The sequence below is a fragment of the Paraburkholderia humisilvae genome (assembly GCF_902859855.1).
Taxonomy (GTDB): Bacteria; Pseudomonadota; Gammaproteobacteria; order Burkholderiales; family Burkholderiaceae; genus Paraburkholderia; species Paraburkholderia humisilvae.
This window is the reverse complement of the sequence record NZ_CADIKH010000007.1, coordinates 1-16892: the sequence shown is the minus strand read 5'-3', so window position 1 is coordinate 16892 and position 16892 is coordinate 1. Positions and strand designations below refer to the sequence as shown.

Genomic DNA, 16892 nt, shown 5'->3' with positions numbered 1-16892 from the left:
CGTCGAAACCTTATCCACGAGCGCTGACGATGAAAACCGCATATTCAACCGATTCCGACCGCTGGGCCGCTGTCGCGCGTCACGACGCGCAAGCGGACGGCGCCTTCTTCTACGCGGTCAAGACGACCGGCGTATTCTGCCGCCCATCGTGCGCGTCGCGACAGCCGCGCCGGGAGAACGTCGAGTTCTTCGCGACGCCGGACGACGCGCGCGCCGCCGGTTACCGCGATTGCAAGCGCTGCCAGCCAGGCGGTCTGCCGCGCGAAATGGAGATCGTGAATCGCGCGTGCGCGGTGCTCGATGCGGATCCGCAGCAGCGTCTGACGCTCGCGCAGTTGAGCGATGCGGTGCATGTCAGCGCGTTCCATCTGCAACGGTTGTTCAAGCGTGTCGTTGGCGTTTCGCCAAGGCAATATCAGGCGGCGCAACGCGGCGCGGCATTGCGCGACGCGCTGCAGCGAGGCGCGAATGTGACACGCGCGACCGTCGACGCCGGTTTTGGCTCCCCGTCGCGGATGTACGATACCGCGCCCGCCGAGCTCGGCATGGCGCCGTCCGCGTATCGCCGCAAGGGCGCGGGCCTTGTCGTGCACTATACGGGCGCGTTCACGGCGCTGGGTGTCGTGCTCGTCGCGGCCACCGGCCGTGGCATCTGCAAGATCGCGTTCGGCGACGACGAGGCGGAGCTCGTCGCGGGACTGCGCGACGAATTCGCCAATGCGGAACTCGTCGAAGATGCGGCGAAGCTCGCACCGTTCGTCGCGCAGATCGATGCCTACCTGAGCGGGTCCCGGCAGCGCATCGACTTGCCGCTCGATATCGCGCCGACGGCGTTCCAGCAGCGCGTGTGGGATGCGTTGCGCCGGATTCCATACGGCGAGACACGCAGCTATGCGGAGATCGCCGAGGCGGTCGGCTCGCCGCAGGCGGTGCGGGCGGTCGCCGGCGCATGTGCGTCGAACCCGGTTGCGCTCGCGATTCCATGCCATCGCGTGTTGCACAAGGACGGCTCGCTGAGCGGTTACCGCTGGGGCGCGCAGCGCAAGGCGGCGTTGCTCGATGCGGAACGGCAACGCCGCGACGGCGCGCCGCGTGCCGCGTCATCGGCCAGTGGCGCCTCCGTCAGCGGTAACGCCATCTCAAACGCTACGACCGCCGACCTGGATCACGCCCCTTGAGTACGCCAATCAACGTCAAACTCGAACTGCCGTTCAAAGCGCCGTTCGACTGGCCACGCACGCTGCGCTTCTTCGCGGGCCGGGCGACACCGGGCGTCGAAGCCATCGAAGACGGTGCGTACCGCCGCGCGATCGAATGGGCGGGCGACAGCGGCACGCTGCAGGTCACGCGGCATCCGCGCAAGCACTGCCTTGTCGCGACACTCGACGGCGCCGCAGCACGTCACGCGGACGCGCTCACCGCGCCGATTTCGCGGATGTTCGACCTGCACGCGGACCCGCGCGCGATCGGTGCATTCCTTGCCGCCGATCCGTGGCTCGCGCCGCTCGTCGCCGCGGCGCCGGGTCTGCGCGTGCCGGGTGCATGGTCCGGTTTCGAGCTCGTGGTGCGCGCGATCGTCGGTCAGCAGGTCAGCGTAAAGGCCGCGACGACGATCATCGGCCGACTGGTCGAGCGCGCTGGCAAGCGCATCGAAGACCACCCGCACGAGCGCACCGCATGGCGCTTTCCGACGCCGGCCGCGCTCGCCTGCGCCGATCTCGCGCAAATCGGTATGCCAGGCAAACGCGTCGCCGCGCTGCAGGGCTTCGCGCAAGCCGTCGCGACCGGCTCCGTGCCGCTCGATGATCCCGCCGCCGACACGACGACGCTGCGCACAACGCTGCTGGCGCTGCCTGGCATTGGCCCGTGGACGGTCGAATATGTCGCGATGCGGGCGTGGCGCGACCCCGACGCATGGCCCGCGTGGGATCTCGTGCTGATGCAGTCGATCGCCGCGCGCGATCCGGCGCTCGTCCGCCCGACGCAGCAGCGCGCACGCACAGACGCCTGGCGGCCATGGCGTGCCTATGCGGCGATGCATCTGTGGAATGAAGTCACCGATCGGATGGGCGCGGCACGCGGCGGCTGATCGTTTCCATCACTAACGGATGCGGCAACCGCGCCGGCCAACGACGGTGCTTGAACGCAGCGGGCAGCAGCACCACCGTCAAGTATCCAAACGATTGCGCGCCATGTAAAACGCCCGCGCGCAGCGTACAGTAGACGCACCGCGCGACATCGGATTCATCGCGAATCGTGCTGCTGTCGACTCGCGTTGCAAGCTCGCAAAATCGCGTCAAGCAGCCGTCGTGGCGAGATGTTAAAGTGCCCGCTACTGAAAATTGCGCCGCACGAGGTCGACCGCACCAAGCATGCGGTAGCCGGACACTACCGGCAACGTGCGATATCCGTTCAATGCCCAACACGAAATCATCCCGCACGACCGACGCGCTGCTGCATCGCCTGTCCGTGCTGACTTCCGGCCCGCAGCGCGACGCGCTGACCGCGGGCCTGCGCGGCATCGAAAAAGAAAGTCTGCGTGTGACACATGACGGTGTCCTCGCGATGACGCCGCATCCTCGCGCGCTCGGCGCCGCACTCACCCATCCTTCGCTGACCACCGACTATTCGGAGGCACTGCTCGAACTGATCACGCCCGCCGAACACGACGCGTCGCTCGTGCTCGAGCAGCTCGACACGTTGCATCGTTTTGTCTACTCGCAGCTCGGCGACGAGATGTTGTGGAACAACTCGATGCCCGGCCTCCTGCCTGAAGACGATCAGATTCCGATCGCGCACTACGGCACGTCGAACATCGGCAAGCTGAAGTACGTGTACCGGGTCGGCCTTGCGCTACGCTATGGGCGCACGATGCAATGCATTGCCGGCATCCACTACAACTATTCGCTCAACGAAGAAGTGTGGCGGCTGCTGCATGCCGATCAGCAATCCACCGCCAACGCGGTCGACTTCCAGTCGGAACGCTACCTCGCGCTGATTCGCAACTTCCGCCGCACGAACTGGCTGCTGATGTATCTGTTCGGCGCATCACCCGCGCTCGACCGGCACTTCCTGCGCAACCGCGCCCACACGCTCGACGTATTCGACGCCAACACGTTCTACCGTCCGTATGCAACGAGCTTGCGGATGAGCGACCTCGGCTACTCAAATACGACGGGCCAATCCGCGCTGCACGCGGACTATGACACGCTTCCCGGTTATCTCGACGCACTGGCCGAAGCAGTCAGCCAGCCGTATCCGCCGTACGAAGCGATCGGCACGAAACGCAACGGCGAGTGGGTACAGATCAACACCAACGTGCTGCAGATCGAAAACGAGTTCTACTCGACGATCCGCCCCAAACGCGTCACCTATTCAGGCGAACGTCCGCTGCATGCGCTTGCGGCGCGCGGCGTGCAATACGTCGAAGTACGCTGCATGGACATCGATCCATTCGAGCCGATCGGCATCTCGCTGGAAACCGCGCGTTTCCTCGATGCGTATCTGCTTGTCTGCGCGCTCGAAGACAGCGCGACGCTGCCGCCGCCCGCCTACGCGGAAGCGAACAGGAACTTCTGCCTCGTCACGATGGAAGGGCGCAAGCCCGGCCTCGAATTGATGCGCGACGGCCAGCCGATCGCGATGGCCGCCTGGGCAAATGAATTGCTCGACCGCATCGCGATTGCCGCGGCCACGCTCGACGCCATTCAGGGCGGCGACGTTCACGCGCGCGCGGTCGCCACGCAACGCGCGAAACTCGCGGACCCGTCATTGACGCCGTCAGCGCGCGTGCTGCAAACCATGCGGGACCGACAGCAAGGCTTTCTCGCATTTGGCCTCGAACAAAGCGAAGCACACGCGGCGCACTTCCGCACGCGGCCGCTCGATGCCGGGTCGACGAACGAATTGATGAGACTCGCGACGGAGTCGCTCGCGGCACAAGAAAAACTCGAGCGGGAAGAGGTCGGCTCGTTCGATGCGTTTGTCGCCGCCTATCGTGCCTATACGCTGAACCGCTTCAGTGTTTGACGCGCTTGTGAAACATTGCGCGTTCCGCGTGCGAGCGTGCCGCAAGGTAACGTCTACCCGTTTTCGTTGAGCGTTCGCGCGCTGATCAGCAAGAATTCCGCCGCCGTCGCGAACGTCTTCACACCGATGAAACACACACGACGCGTACGGGTCCAACTCATATTGCAGACCGACCGGCGCGCGACGCAAAAACATGCGCGGCCGGCGTGCTTCGTTCAGGGAGGAAGAAGTGCGATGAAAAGAGGTCTATTGGCGATGTTGTGCGTGCTGGCCGCCGGATGCTCGACGCGCGGGCAGGTTAACCCCGACGTGATGCAGCTGGCGACCGCGCCGCTCACCTGCACAGCGAAGGCCGAATGCGATACGTGGTGGCAACGTGCAAAGACCTGGGTCACCGATCATTCGCGCTATGAAGTGACGACCAGCACCGATTCGCTGATCCAGACTGCCGGGCCCGACGGCGGCAAGCGCGCGCTTGCCTATCAGATCACAATGACGGGCAACAACGACGGCACGTTCACGATCGGCTTCTCCGCGCATTGCGATAGCCCGCTCGGCTGCAAACCCAACCCGTGGGAAGCGGGCGCGGACTTCAAGCAGTTCGTGCGCGGCGGCAACACCAATGAGAACGCACCGGACCGCATGCCGACTCCGTCCGCTGGGCACCCGGCGGACGCGATGCCCGGCCAGACGACGTCATCGCCGACCGGCGAACCCGTATCGCAGTAATCAGCCAAACGCATCACCGCGCGACTGAAGAATGCTTTAAGACTTCTCCGATTGGTGTTGAAGAGGGCCGAATTTATCGTTCGAGCACCTTCAATTCCATCGGGAAGCCCCCATGACCCTTCGACTCTCCGTCGCCGCCGCGTGCATCGCATTCGCGGCTGGTTGCACCACTTCATCCGGTCTGACCTACAACAACGACGTGATTACCCTGGCCAATGGCACGCAAGCGCATCGCGTGCAGTGTCAGGGCCTCGCGGAGAGCACCGAAAGCTGTATGGACCAGGTGAAGAAGGTGTGCGGCGACAAGCAGGCGTTGCGCGTCTCCGCAGTCGATCGTGCGGCGTCCGGCTTCAAACCCGACAACGACCCGCGTGAAATCCTCTTCACCTGCGCGACGCCCGTCGTTCAGCAGCCGGTGCCGCAGGCGGCGCCGCGGCCGGTCGCGCCTCCGGCTGCGCCCGCACCGGTCCGCAAGGTCACATTGCAGGGCGACGCAAACTTTGACCTGAACAGCGCGTCGCTCACGCCCGCCGCGAAAGCGAATCTCGACGATTTGATCGCTGCCAATCGCGGCGTCGATATCCAGCAACTGACCATCGCCGGCTATACCGATTCGACCGGCTCGGCTGCGCTGAATGATCGGCTGTCTGCCGCACGTGCCCGTGCCGTTCAGGCGTATCTCGGTTCGCACGGCCTGCGCGCCGCGAAGCACAGCGTCAACGGCTACGGCAGCGCATCGCCGGTCGCTTCGAATGCGACGGCGGCGGGCCGGGCCAAGAACCGGCGAGTCGAAATCCAGGTCGACGGCCAATAAAGCGATTCCGCGGTTTCCTTTTCCGCCCTAAGACGCGGGCCGTCGTTCCCCGGTCTCGCATTGCGCGGCGGCATCGGCATCAAGCCGATGCCGTTTTTTTTCGTCCGTACGGCCCGGTGGCCGCGCATCGCGGCCATCTTCAACAGGAAACGGCCCGGAACGCAGGCTCATGTATCGATAGGCTGCGCGTATCCGGGTGATAGTCTTCCATGCCTAGGCAACTAAAATGTGACGCGGACGCTGTCCATTTCTGAGTAGTCTTTACCGCTCAATCGACCGCAGCAGTGCCGCATCACGCCCGCTTCAGGCGCCTGGCCGACCCCTGACACATTGCAGGGTATGACATCAAACTGACCCTGCTCTGCATACAACGCAACGATAAGCGTAGCAATGCGACCAAATTTGTATGACAAAAATGGGATTCTTCGGGACCACCTCGCCGAAAAACAACACAAGCCCTAGGGACTCGCGCGAAGTATGTTGAAACTTAATTGCATAGGCAATATTATGTCAGTCAACGAGTTACGCGCGATTCGCGCCACCCGAGGCTATGTTCTGACCGATTCGCCGCGCGCCCGCCACAGCCGGCCGCAGAGGAAATCCCGCGATGCTGTACCTGAAAAACACCCTTGGCGGCTTAAGCCGCTCCCTGATCGATTCCGCGCTGCTTAATTTTCAGAAGCCGTATCGCTGGTGGAAGCTTGCGCTGTTCGCCGTCGTGTTTGTGCTGCCGGGCGGATCGCTAGGGGTGTTGTTGCTCGCGTGGATCGATCATCGGCGTATGCGTCGCGGTGCGAAGGCCGCATCGGTCAAGCCGGTCGCATTGCTGGTCGCGACATCCGTGAAAGCGAAAGCGCCGTCTGCGATCAAGAGCATTGCGCCGGGTGCGGCCATCTGCCAGACGCGTTCTGATGCGCCCGCCTGCCGTGCGGCTGCCGGCAAGCAGGCTCGTCAAATCTCTGCGGACTCTCGCGTCTGAGCGTTTTTTTCGGCAACGCGTCGACGGTTCGGCACAGTGAACCGCGGTTCTGCGCTAACCGACGATGCGATGCCGGCCGGCTTCCGGCCCATCGCCTCATCCCGTCCCCCAGCAACGCATCGGCGCTTTCGGCCCGTCCGCCGCAGTAACGGCACGTAACCGTGCGGAAACCCTCCGTAACACACCTGCAAGGCGCGTCGCATTACTCTTCTGTTTTCCGCGCGCGAGGCGCAGTAAGCTACCGGTCGCGCACGCAATCTCGTTCGTGCTGCAGCCTGGTTCACGTGGCAGCTTCGTTCGTGCCGCGGCACCATTCCATGCGTTTGTTCACCCTCACACAGCGACCACGCGAGCGCCGCCGGGTGTTTTGCGTCATCCGCCGGCCGAATCGACAGGAATTCAATTGCATGCAGTCTGATTTCACCTCGCGCCGCCGCGCCGCCACGCCCCGCGCCATGACGATCGCCGTCGCCGCGGCGCTGTGCGCGATGCTGGCCGGCTGCGCGGTCGGCCCCGACTACAAGCGGCCGACAACCGATATTCCGGCGTCCTACAAGGAAGCGGCGGAGGGCTGGAAAGTCGCGCAACCGTCCGACCAGCAGGATCGCGGCGCGTGGTGGACCATCTATAACGACCCGCAACTGAACGCACTCGAAGACAAGCTCAACGCGTCAAACCAGACCATCGCCCAGTTCGCCGCCGCCTACCGGCAGGCGCGCGCGCTCGTCGCCGAAGCGCGCTCCGCGTATTTCCCGGTGGTCACGCTCAATGGCAGCGGCGAGCGGCAACAGTCGCCGGCGCGCAGCGGCGGCTTTGTCACCGGCACCGGTTCGGTCGGCTCGTCGGGCGCGATTACCAATAGCTTCCGCCTGTCTGCCGACGCGACATGGGAACCGGACCTGTGGGGTCAGGTGAGCCGCACTGTCGCGGCGGAAAAAGCCGGGCAGCAGGGCGCCGCCGCCGATCTCGCGAACGCACGCCTGTCCGCACAGGGGACGCTCGCGCAAACCTACTTCACGCTGCGCTCGCTCGATGCACAGCAAAAGCTGCTCGACGACACCGTCGTATCGTTCGAGAAGTCGCTGCAGCTGACGCAAAACCGCTATGCGCAGGGCGTCGCCGCGCGCTCCGATGTGATCCAGGCGCAAACGCAGCTGCAGTCGGCGCAAGCCGCGGCAATCGACAATGGCGTCGCACGCGCGCAGAACGAGCACGCGATCGCCGTGCTGATCGGCGAACCTGCGTCGACGTTCTCGCTGGCGCCGGCGCCGCTCGATGCGACGCCGCCCGATGTGCCGGCGCAACTGCCATCGGCACTGCTTGAGCGCAGGCCCGACATCGCGTCCGCCGAGCGCAAGGCAGCGGCCGCGAACGAGCAGATCGGCGTCGCGATTGCCGCGTACTTCCCGACGCTCACGCTTTCCGCGAGCGGCGGTTTCGAAAGCTCGGTCTTCTCGCAGTTGCTGACGGCGCCGTCGCGCTTCTGGACCGTGGGCCCGCAACTCGCGGCAACGCTGTTCGACTTCGGCTTGCGCAGCGCACAGACCGACGCGGCGCGGGCTACCTATGACCAGAACGTCGCGGCTTATCGCCAGACGGTGCTCGCCGCGTTCCAGGACGTTGAAGACAATCTCGCGTCGCTACGCATCCTCGGCAACGAAATCGTCATTCAACAGCAGGCGGTGCAGTCGGCGCAGCAGGCGCTCGATATCGTGACGAACCAGTACAAGTCCGGCACCGTCGACTTTCTGACCGTGCTGACCGCGCAAACCACCGCCTTCACCGCGGAACAGAAGCTCGCGACGATCGCGGGGCAGCGCATGGTGTCGTCGGTTGGGCTCGTGAAGGCGCTCGGCGGCGGCTGGGACGTCGCGCAAATAGATCGCGAAAACGGCGGGATGGCGGCACCGGCGCCCGCCACGCCTGCGTCAGCGCCGCAGGCAGCGGCAGATGCGGCACCCGTCGCTGGAACGACGGCGGCGGCACGCGCGGGCGCAGCGACAAAAAACGTTCAGCCAGTCGCGCAGAAGCCCGCTACGCCTGACGGCACGCGCAACGACTAGTCATCGTCGGCGCCGCTTCAATGCGCAAAATTCAGCGCCACGGTGCCCTGGCCGGTCGGCGCGCCGAGCAGATTCAACAAACCCGCGAGATTCTCGAGTGCTTCCGGCGTCGCACTCGCGGTGCCCTGGAATGACGTCGACCCTCCACCCAACGACCCATGGCCGTTGAGCAGCAACGGCCCCTTCAGCGTCGACAGATCGACCATCGCAGCCGCGCCTTCCGCCTGAATCACCACGCGATACGACCCGAGCGGCTTCACGCGCGACACGCTCGAACTCATGTCGTTCAGCCGCACGGAGAGTTGCCCGAACGCTTCGCGGCCGAAGCTGCGCCAGTCGGTCCACGCCAGCCGCACGTCGCCTTGCAGATTCAGCGTATTGAACGGCGCGCCAAGCCCCGCGAGCAACGACGCCGGCACCGCGATCTGACCAGCCGTCATCAGCGCGCCGCGGCGCGTTACGTCGACCTGAATCGCATCCGGCATCGCGTCGGTCTGGCGCATCTGCATTCGCACGCGGCCCGTGAAAAGCGGCCAGAACGACGTGCGCCATTCGATGCGCCCAGGCAGCAGTGTCGCCCCGCCGCCGTCAGGACCGGCCGCCAGCATCAGCACGGCGGAGCCCTGCCACAGCGATCCATTAGGCTCGACGAGGTTCACATGCCCTTGCGTCGCCTTCGCGAACTGCGGCGTGATCCACGCGGCCGGCAGCATGACGAGCAGCACCGCCCCGCATGAAACAACGGCGACGATCACCCACGGCAACGCGGCGCCGATGCGCCGCATCCAGACATTCATCACAGGTCCCGTCCGCGTGGGATCACTTGATCGTCGCCGGCTGTAGCGACGCGGTCAGGTCGACCTGGCCATCTTCTTTCAGCGCGGTCACATGCGCTTCGGACACCTGCACCTTGAACTGGCGACGCACATCGTCGAGCCACGCGGTCCACGCGGGAAACGACGCATTTTTCAGCTGGATCTGCACCGCGCTGCCGATGACCTGCACCTGAATCGGGTTCAGTCCGTGATCGCTCAACGATGCGGTGAGCGCATCTTTCAACGCGCCGCCCGTCGGCGCGACCCCTTGCGCGACACCCGTCAGCGCCCGCGCTTCGTTCGCCTGCGCGGTCATTTGCGCGAGTTCCCGCTGCATGCCCGGCAGCTGTTCGAGCAGATGCGCGCGGCCTTCCTGCGCCGGCGACCACAGCACCGACCACGCGATCACCATCGCCAGCACCACGCTGCCCCATGTCAGCAGTGCTTTTTCGCGTGGGTTGCGCGCGCCCCAGAAGCTGGCCCATGCCTCGAGCAGTTGTTCTTTCATTGTCCGCTCCTGATGGTCCACTTGCCGGTATTGCTGTCCACCGCGCCATTCAAACCGTTGCGCGCAAGACGCTGCGGGAAGTCCGGGTCGACCTTCACTTGCGGCTTGAACGTCACATCGAGACGGTGGTTCTGGTAATCGAGCGCGGCAAATCCGTTGACCGGCAGCGGTCCAAGCGATCGCGCCAGGCCGTCCGCCAGCGATAGAAAGTCGTCCGGCGACAGTTCGCCCGCCGCGACGCGCAGCTGCTGCAATTGCCGCGTCATCTGGCCGGACGCGTCGAGCACGACGGTCGTCTTCGGGAACGCGTTGAGCAGCGCTTCGGTCATTTGCGAGCTCAGCGCGTCGCGTTGGCGCGCGAGCATCAGCCACTGCACATTGGCGCCGACAATCGCGACGAGCGCTGCGGCGGCGATCAGCGCGATCGGCGCACGCAAGCGCCGCAGCGTTGCGCGGTCGAGACGCCACGGCTGCGACATGAACTCGAACTGGCACAAATCGAAGCGGCACTGGAGCGCGCGCTGCGCAAGCATCTCGAACGTCAACGGCTGCGCGTCGGCTTGCGCTGCCGGCGCGTTGGCCTTCCCGTGCGGCTCGCTGCCGGGCAGGCCGGTGAGCGCGTAGAACGTAAGCGGCGCGTCGCCCGTGAGCGCAGCAAGCGTCGCGCCGACCGCGGCCGCGGGCACGGCGAGGCCCTCGCCGATGCGCCCGCGCGCGATCGCCAGTTCGACGCGAGGCGACGGCGCTTCCTGCGGCACGTCACCCAGCAATACCGCGGGCGCGGACTGAATCGCCTCCCCCAGCAATGCGGCCACGATCGGCTCGCGCGACGCCAATAGCAAAGACGCTTCAGTACTGGCCGACGACGCTGCTTCGCCGGCCGTCCCGGCGTCAGCGCGCGCGCCTGACGCACCTGCGGCACCCACTTCGGCGACCGCATCGGACATCGCTTCGCTAAGCACATCGAGCGGCACCGCTTCGGCCTCCGGCCGCGGCAGACACGACGTCACCGGCACCGCGCGCAGATTCCGGTGCCCGGCGGCCACGAACGCTTCATGGATAAAACGGAACCAACCGCGGTCGATAATCGCGAGCAGCCGCCGCCCGTCCGCGAGCGGTTGCGTGTCGATCGCGATATGGCAGGTCTGCGGGTCCTGGATCAATTGATCTTCGACGACATTCGGCAATGCCTGGCGCAGCCGCGGCCCTTTCAGCGCGGGCACGGTGGCCGCCATCATCAGCAGGTCGCGCGCGGCGACCATCAGCACCGTCGACGATGCGCGCGGCAGCAGCGCCAGCGAAGCCTGGCCGGCGCGCATCGTGTGCCCCGACTTGTCGAGCAGCAGAAACGGCATCTCCGGCAGTTGCCATTCCTGCGACGACACCGCCGGATCACGCGGCGGCAATAGAACGATCAGCGTGCTCAAAGCCCACTCTCTTTGGGAAAGGCGTTATTCATAGTTGGTCCCGCTCCCGTACGATACGCGTCGTATGAGTCAGCGCGTCGCGATAGACGAGCGTCGTGCGGTCCACTTCGGCGCGTTCGTGCTGCACACGTCCGTGCACGACGAAATAGCTCGAATTGACGTCCATCTGGCTCGGATCGAACACGAGGTTCTGCACACCGGCGCCGCCTAGCGCCAGTTGCACATCGGCGACGTTGTGAAAGAACACCGTTTCGCGGCGTGCGACGAGCGCCTGCGCGCTCGACACGCTCATACCCGGCACGATCGCGGCGATCACTTCGGCGGGAGCGGTGTTCATGTTGATGGCGGTGACAGTCGGCAGGACCGTGACGAACGGGCGCAACCGCTGGACCATCTCGGGCGTGTAGCCCGGCACGTCGAGTAGCGAATCGACGCTGGTCATTTGCAGCGGCCCGCTACCGGTGTTCTCGTTCGAATCCGACAGCCCGGGGTTATCGGTGAAGTCGCTGCCGCCGGCAACGCCTCCACCCACGACCGGTCCGCTGGCCGCGATCGGCGCGTTCACCGGGTTCGACGTCTGGAAACGCGTGGCCGAATGCGCGAGGCTCGCGCGAACCTGCAGCGCCGTGTTCTTCGCAAGCTGACTATTCAGGCCGAGAATGCTGAGCAGCCGCTGGTACGAGGCGATGGCCTGCACATTCAGCTGCAGCGCGCCAGGCGCCGCCGACGTCACGAGATTACGCAGGTTGAACTTCGCCTGCGCGTCTTCGATCGATCCCGACAGATAGGTTTCCGCGCCTTCCGAGCCGCGCGTTGCGCCGATCTGCCCTAGAAAATCGGACAAGCGTGTTTTCGCAATCGGCACACCCCAGACGCCGCCGAGATACGTGATCCCCGCTGACGTATCGCCTTCCGAACGCAGAATCAGCCGCGTCCAGTCCAGCGCGCCGCGGCCGACCCACTGCGCTTGCGCAAGCAGCCGCTGATTCTCGATGCGGCGCACCTGGACCTGCTGCCGCCATAGAATGCCCGACACGAGAATGGCCGACAGCGCGACCACCAGCAGCGCGCTGATGATGGCGGCGCCGGATTCGCGCGCTCGATGCGCATCGGGCAGCGACCGCCGCGCCGGGTGTTGACGCAGCCGGCGCGGCATCGGCAGTGGCTTCTGGCGTGCGCCGCGCAAAGGCGGCCGGCAGGCTTTCACGAGCATCACTCCCCGACCAGGAACACCCGCGTCACCGGCCGCTTCAAGGTAGCCGCGCCGATGCTCAGCTCGAGCCCGGTCACGACGCGTGGAATCGGCGCGTTGCCGAGCTGCGGCACTTTCAGGTTGTTCAGGTTCTCGCTCATCGAGGATTCCACGTCCTTCATCTGCGTCGTCCAACCGACCTTCGGCACATACACACGCGCGGTAATCGTGCCGACGCCGGTCATCAGCGGCACCGCGCTCCAGTTGCTGTTCTCGTCGCCGGATAGCGCGCTCCGCACCTCGCCGAGGTTCCTGAGCGGCGGCGAAGCATAGCGCGTCACGTGCCCTTCGAACACGCGATACCGCACCACCTGCAGCCGCGGCGCCACGCCCGGCGCATCCAGTTCGCGCACGATCTGCAGCCCGCTCGTCGCGACCGACACCGACGGCTGACCCACTTCGTCCTCAGTCGCCGCCTGGCGCGCGTCGATGCGCATCTGATCGAACAGCTGCGCGAAAACGCGCTCGTCTTCCATCGCGTTCGTGATGGTCTGCCGGCCGCGGATGATCTCATCGAGCCCACGCCACGACAGCACCGCGATCACCGCGAGAATGGCAATTGCGACCAGCAGCTCGATCAGCGTGAAACCGCGCGCGGACCGCCGGCGCCGCGTGCGACGCTGAGCGCCGCACGCAACATCACGCCTCGCGCCGCGTTCAAAGCGGCCGGCTGGTTTCATTCGGGACCACCGTCACCATTTGCGCAAGTGCGCCGGGCTGCCCCGGCATCGTCACCGACACCTCGACGCGGCGAAACACCGGATTCGGCGTCGCCGTCACGCGCTCGGTGCAAATCAGCTGCAGGTTGCCCTGCGAACAATCGAAACTCTGCGAACCGACCTCGGGCCACGAATGCGTCAGCCGCAGCTGCGCCAGCGTATTGTCGGCACTCCAGCCGGCGAGCAAGCGTCGGTGCAGATCCGCTTCGCCATTCGCGAGGCTGCCGACCGCACGCAGCGATGCAGCGAGCGCGACCGCGATGATCGCGAGCGCGACCAGCACTTCGATCATCGTGAAACCCTGCGCCCGATGGCGTCGATTGCGTGATGGGCCGCGCGACCCTGGCGCACGTGCCGAAGTCCTGCTGCGAAACCCCGCGCGCCGCGTCATCAGCGCACCTCGTAGCGGCCGTTGCCGGTGCTGACGATGGTCGCGCTGCCCGCACCCGAGTAGAGCGTCACGCTCACCGGCGCATCGATGCTCTCGGTACCGAACAGCACGCGGTCGCGCTGCGTATCGGACCCCGACGACCCCGGATAAACAATCGACACCCCCGTCACACCGCCTTCCCAGTTTCGCGGGCCCAGCAGATCGTCGCGCAGCGGCCGCCACCCGTCTTCGGTTCGGATATCGAAACGAAAGCCGTTTTCGGCCGGCATCCAGGCGATCGGCCGTGCGCGCACCTGCGCTTCGTCGCCGGCCGACTCGAACAGCAGCGCCAGACGCTGCGCTTCCTCGTTCAGATCGGTACGCGGATTGCGCGAAAGCGACAGCGACGCGAGCGACACCAGCAAACCCGCGATCACCAGCACGACCATCATCTCGAGCAGCGTAAAGCCGCGCTGACGCCGCGCGAGCGCGCGGCGAAGCTCGAAGGGCGGGCAGGGGAGCGAGCGCATCGTGCGAAAAAACCTTAACTACCGACAGGTGACCGACCCGCGCGTGTCATTGCCACGAGCCGACGTCGGCATCGTTGCCTTCGCCACCCGGTTTGCCGTCGGCGCCATAGCTGAAGACATCGATTTCACCGTGCACGCCGGGGTTCAGGTACTGATACTGATTGCCCCACGGATCGTTCGGCAGACGCTCGAGATAGCCACCATCCTTCCAGTTATTCGGCACCGGATCGGTCGACGGCTTTTCGATCAGCGCGCGCAGGCCCTGCTCCTGCGTCGGGTAGCGGCCGTTGTCGAGACGATAGAGCTTCAACGCCTGCATCATCGTGCCGATGTCCTGCTTCGCGGCGACGCGCCGCGCTTCGTCAGGCCGGCTCATGATTTTCGGCACGATCAGCGCGGCGAGAATGCCGAGAATCGCGATCACCACCATGATTTCGATCAGCGTGAATCCCCGTTGACGACGGGCGCGGGCACCCGCGATTTCCGTGCGGCGATTCGTCCACATTTGCATCATTTGCTACCTCATTTCGATAAATTGTCGATCGGTCGCGCTCGGCAACCTTTGTGCATCTTGCGCCTCATGCGCGGAGCGACGCATTTTCGCGCTTCGCTTCCGGCACACGTTCAGATAGCGCGGCCGGTCATTCTAATGTCATGCCGTCGTATGGTTTCGATCCATCGCAACTTTCACATTTATCCGTACAATGTCGCGCATGACTGCCCTTCAAGTTCGCCTTCTGTCCCTCGTGTGCTTCGCCGCATTCTGCGCGACGGCCACTTACTGGTTCGTCACGCTGACGTCACACCGAGGTGACACCGTGCCCGCCGCTGCCGCGCGCGCGCCGGTGTCGGTCGATCAGGCGGCGACGCTGTTCGGCGGCCAGCTCACGCGCTCCATCAATCAGGACGTGCGGCTTTACGGCATCCTCGCGCTGCGCGAAGGCGCCGCCGCGATCGTCAGCGTCGGCGGCGAACCGCCCCATGCGGTATCGCTGGGCAGCGCGATCATGCAAGGCGCGAAACTCTCCGAAGTGCGTGCACGCTCGATCATCATCGATCGCAATGGCGCGCATTCGGAAGTGTTCCTGCCGGCCAACGCGCCCGGTCCTACCATCTACGTGCGCTAACCATTCCCACCATCCCGCTGAACGCCGCGTGCTCACTGCACGACTTATTGCACCAGGTTGTTCAGCTCGATGATCGGCATCATCACCGCCAGCACGATCACCAGCACCACGCCGCCCATCGCGAGAATCAGCAGCGGTTCGAGCAGGCTCGTCAGGAACATCGTGCGGCGCTCGAGTTCGCGCGATTCGCCTTCGGATGCGCGGTCGAGCATCGTCGTCACGTCGCCGGTCGCCTCGCCTGAGCGGATCAGGTGGACGAGCACCGGCGGAAACGTCTTCGTATTGCCGAGCGCGCGCGACAGCGACGTGCCTTCACGCACACGCACGATGGCGTCGTCGATATTGATGCGCATCGCGCGATTGCTGAGCGTTTCGCCGGCCGCCTGCAAGGCGCGCAGAATCGGCACGCCGGCCGCGGTCAGAATGCCGAGCGTGCTCGCAAAGCGCACGGTGTTATAGCCGCGCACCAGCTTGCCGAGCAGCGGCGCGGTCAGCACCCACCGGTCGAACGCGAGCCGTGGACCAGGTCGTTTGAGAATCGTGCGCACCACGTACACGACTACCACCACTGCGATCAGCATCGCCCACCAGTAACTTCGGACGAAGCCGGACAACGCCATCATGATGACCGTCAGAATCGGCAATTGCTGCTTCGTGCTCGCGAACACGTTGACGACCTGCGGCACCACGTAGCTGAGCAGAAACGTGACGATGCCGAACGCGATAATCGTGACGATCGTCGGGTACGTGAACGCGAGCACGATTTTCTGCTTCAGTGCATTGCGTTGCTCGATATAGTCCGCCAGGCGCGACAGCACCAGTCCAAGCTTGCCGGTGTGCTCGCCGGCCGCGACCAGCGCGCGGTAAATGTCCGGAAAATCCTTCGGATGCTGCGACAGCGCGTTCGCCAGCGAATGGCCTCCGAGCACTTCGGCGCGGATCGAGGCCATCAGTTCGCGGATGTAGTCGCGCTCCGATTGCTCGGTGAGCACCGCCAGCGCTTCGTCGAGCGGCAGACCCGCGATCAGCAGGCTTGCGAGCTGGCGCGTCAGAATTGCCTGCTCGCGCTGCGACAGCTTGCGGCCGAGCGACAGGCGCTGGCTGCGTTCGCCGCGCGTACGGGTCGCGGCAGGCTCGACGACGAGTGGCGTCAACCCCTGGGTGCGCAGTTGCGTGCGCGCGCCGCGCGCGCTGTCCGCATCGAGCACGCCTTTTTGTGCTTTGCCCGCAGCGTCGATCGCTTCGAACCGGAAAGCAGGCATGCGCTTACGCTCCGCCCGTCACGCGAATCACTTCTTCGAGCGACGTGAGGCCGCTCGCGAGCCAGCGATTGCCGTCCTCGCGCAGCGTGCGCATCCCTTGCTTGCGCCCGATATCGAGAATTTCGGCGTCGGCCGCATTGCGGTGGATGAGCGCGCGGATTGCGTCGTCAACCAGTAGCAGTTCGTAGACGCCGCGTCGTCCCGCATAACCCGAATGCCCGCACTTCTCGCAGCCGACCGGGTGCCACTGCTTGTGGCCTTCTTCTTC

General features: G+C 65.3%; 18 protein-coding genes. 8 read left to right on the top strand and 10 right to left on the bottom strand.

Features of this window, described 5'->3' with window-relative positions; all coding sequences use genetic code 11:
• Positions 1-29 precede the first annotated feature (29 nt).
• From ada to HV796_RS08560, 7 genes are all read left to right on the top strand, one after another.
• Positions 30-1178, top strand: coding sequence for a bifunctional DNA-binding transcriptional regulator/O6-methylguanine-DNA methyltransferase Ada (gene ada / locus HV796_RS08590; RefSeq protein ID WP_175226056.1), 1149 nt, complete (start codon positions 30-32; stop codon positions 1176-1178).
• Positions 1175-2089 carry a DNA-3-methyladenine glycosylase family protein gene (locus HV796_RS08585; RefSeq protein ID WP_175226055.1) on the top strand — a complete coding sequence of 305 codons (915 nt, stop codon included), beginning with the start codon at positions 1175-1177 and terminating at the stop codon, positions 2087-2089. The genes ada and HV796_RS08585 overlap by 4 nt, the downstream gene beginning before the upstream one ends.
• Before the next feature lie 326 nt (positions 2090-2415).
• Positions 2416-4029, top strand: a complete 1614-nt coding sequence (gshA, locus tag HV796_RS08580; RefSeq protein ID WP_175226054.1) for a glutamate--cysteine ligase — start codon at positions 2416-2418, stop codon at positions 4027-4029.
• Between the two features lie 234 nt (positions 4030-4263).
• Positions 4264-4758, top strand: a complete 495-nt coding sequence (locus tag HV796_RS08575) for a hypothetical protein (RefSeq protein WP_175226053.1) — start codon at positions 4264-4266, stop codon at positions 4756-4758.
• A gap of 112 nt (positions 4759-4870) precedes the next feature.
• Positions 4871-5572, top strand: a complete 702-nt coding sequence (locus HV796_RS08570) for an OmpA family protein (RefSeq protein ID WP_175226052.1) — start codon at positions 4871-4873, stop codon at positions 5570-5572.
• A gap of 607 nt (positions 5573-6179) precedes the next feature.
• Complete coding sequence (locus HV796_RS08565) at positions 6180-6551, top strand: hypothetical protein (protein WP_175226051.1); 372 nt, start codon at positions 6180-6182, stop codon at positions 6549-6551.
• A 407-nt stretch (positions 6552-6958) separates the two neighbouring features.
• Positions 6959-8614: an efflux transporter outer membrane subunit gene (locus HV796_RS08560; protein ID WP_175226050.1), complete on the top strand. Its 1656-nt coding sequence runs from the start codon at positions 6959-6961 to the stop codon at positions 8612-8614.
• A gap of 17 nt (positions 8615-8631) precedes the next feature.
• On the opposite strand, the gene HV796_RS08555 is transcribed toward HV796_RS08560, so the two are convergent.
• From HV796_RS08555 to gspG, 8 genes are read right to left on the bottom strand one after another with little or no spacing between them, the layout of a single operon-like run.
• Complete coding sequence (locus HV796_RS08555) at positions 8632-9411, bottom strand: type II secretion system protein N (RefSeq protein ID WP_175226049.1); 780 nt, start codon at positions 9409-9411, stop codon at positions 8632-8634.
• Between the two features lie 22 nt (positions 9412-9433).
• The gene (locus HV796_RS08550) at positions 9434-9937 is read right to left on the bottom strand and encodes a type II secretion system protein M (RefSeq protein WP_175226048.1); all 504 of its coding nucleotides are present in this window, start codon (positions 9935-9937) and stop codon (positions 9434-9436) included.
• On the bottom strand, positions 9934-11364 hold the full coding sequence (gspL, locus tag HV796_RS08545; protein ID WP_175226047.1) for a type II secretion system protein GspL: 1431 nt from the start codon (positions 11362-11364) through the stop codon (positions 9934-9936). The genes HV796_RS08550 and gspL overlap by 4 nt, the downstream gene beginning before the upstream one ends.
• 28 nt (positions 11365-11392) lie before the next feature.
• Positions 11393-12520: a type II secretion system minor pseudopilin GspK gene (gspK, locus tag HV796_RS08540; protein ID WP_175226243.1), complete on the bottom strand. Its 1128-nt coding sequence runs from the start codon at positions 12518-12520 to the stop codon at positions 11393-11395.
• 56 nt (positions 12521-12576) lie between these two features.
• The gene (locus HV796_RS08535; RefSeq protein WP_175226046.1) at positions 12577-13296 is read right to left on the bottom strand and encodes a PulJ/GspJ family protein; all 720 of its coding nucleotides are present in this window, start codon (positions 13294-13296) and stop codon (positions 12577-12579) included.
• A complete protein-coding gene (gene gspI / locus HV796_RS08530; protein WP_175226045.1) occupies positions 13274-13726 on the bottom strand; it encodes a type II secretion system minor pseudopilin GspI in 453 nt (150 codons plus the stop codon). Before gspI ends, HV796_RS08535 begins: the two co-directional genes overlap by 23 nt.
• Positions 13726-14235, bottom strand: coding sequence for a GspH/FimT family pseudopilin (locus HV796_RS08525; protein WP_175226044.1), 510 nt, complete (start codon positions 14233-14235; stop codon positions 13726-13728). Before HV796_RS08525 ends, gspI begins: the two co-directional genes overlap by 1 nt.
• 46 nt (positions 14236-14281) lie before the next feature.
• Positions 14282-14746 (bottom strand): type II secretion system major pseudopilin GspG, encoded by a 465-nt coding sequence (gene gspG / locus HV796_RS08520; RefSeq protein ID WP_175226242.1) that lies wholly within the window; start codon positions 14744-14746, stop codon positions 14282-14284.
• 202 nt (positions 14747-14948) lie between these two features.
• Between gspG and HV796_RS08515 the strand changes: the two genes are divergently transcribed.
• Positions 14949-15362, top strand: a complete 414-nt coding sequence (locus HV796_RS08515) for a type II secretion system protein N (RefSeq protein WP_175226043.1) — start codon at positions 14949-14951, stop codon at positions 15360-15362.
• A gap of 44 nt (positions 15363-15406) precedes the next feature.
• Here the strand turns inward: HV796_RS08515 and gspF are convergent, their stop codons facing one another.
• Together gspF and HV796_RS08505 are read right to left on the bottom strand one after the other, a co-directional pair.
• On the bottom strand, positions 15407-16624 hold the full coding sequence (gene gspF / locus HV796_RS08510) for a type II secretion system inner membrane protein GspF (protein WP_175226042.1): 1218 nt from the start codon (positions 16622-16624) through the stop codon (positions 15407-15409).
• A 4-nt stretch (positions 16625-16628) separates the two neighbouring features.
• Positions 16629-16892, bottom strand: a 264-nt coding sequence (locus HV796_RS08505) for an ATPase, T2SS/T4P/T4SS family (protein WP_484555914.1), incomplete at its 5' end; no start/stop codon positions are given.

Excerpts from the sequence above, each read along its gene's own strand:
- HV796_RS08550 (WP_175226048.1), bottom strand. The coding sequence starts at position 9,937 with ATGAAAGAACAACTGCTCGAGGCATGGGCCAGCTTCTGGGGCGCGCGC.
- gspK (WP_175226243.1), bottom strand. The coding sequence starts at position 12,520 with ATGCCGCGCCGGCTGCGTCAACACCCGGCGCGGCGGTCGCTGCCCGAT.
- gspG (WP_175226242.1), bottom strand. The coding sequence starts at position 14,746 with ATGCAAATGTGGACGAATCGCCGCACGGAAATCGCGGGTGCCCGCGCC.
- ada (WP_175226056.1), top strand. The coding sequence starts at position 30 with ATGAAAACCGCATATTCAACCGATTCCGACCGCTGGGCCGCTGTCGCG.
- HV796_RS08555 (WP_175226049.1), bottom strand. The coding sequence starts at position 9,411 with ATGAATGTCTGGATGCGGCGCATCGGCGCCGCGTTGCCGTGGGTGATC.
- gspI (WP_175226045.1), bottom strand. The coding sequence starts at position 13,726 with ATGACGCGGCGCGCGGGGTTTCGCAGCAGGACTTCGGCACGTGCGCCA.
- HV796_RS08560 (WP_175226050.1), top strand. The coding sequence starts at position 6,959 with ATGCAGTCTGATTTCACCTCGCGCCGCCGCGCCGCCACGCCCCGCGCC.
- HV796_RS08515 (WP_175226043.1), top strand. The coding sequence starts at position 14,949 with ATGACTGCCCTTCAAGTTCGCCTTCTGTCCCTCGTGTGCTTCGCCGCA.
- gspF (WP_175226042.1), bottom strand. The coding sequence starts at position 16,624 with ATGCCTGCTTTCCGGTTCGAAGCGATCGACGCTGCGGGCAAAGCACAA.
- gshA (WP_175226054.1), top strand. The coding sequence starts at position 2,416 with ATGCCCAACACGAAATCATCCCGCACGACCGACGCGCTGCTGCATCGC.
- HV796_RS08565 (WP_175226051.1), top strand. The coding sequence starts at position 6,180 with ATGCTGTACCTGAAAAACACCCTTGGCGGCTTAAGCCGCTCCCTGATC.
- HV796_RS08570 (WP_175226052.1), top strand. The coding sequence starts at position 4,871 with ATGACCCTTCGACTCTCCGTCGCCGCCGCGTGCATCGCATTCGCGGCT.
- HV796_RS08525 (WP_175226044.1), bottom strand. The coding sequence starts at position 14,235 with ATGCGCTCGCTCCCCTGCCCGCCCTTCGAGCTTCGCCGCGCGCTCGCG.
- HV796_RS08535 (WP_175226046.1), bottom strand. The coding sequence starts at position 13,296 with ATGAAACCAGCCGGCCGCTTTGAACGCGGCGCGAGGCGTGATGTTGCG.
- HV796_RS08575 (WP_175226053.1), top strand. The coding sequence starts at position 4,264 with ATGAAAAGAGGTCTATTGGCGATGTTGTGCGTGCTGGCCGCCGGATGC.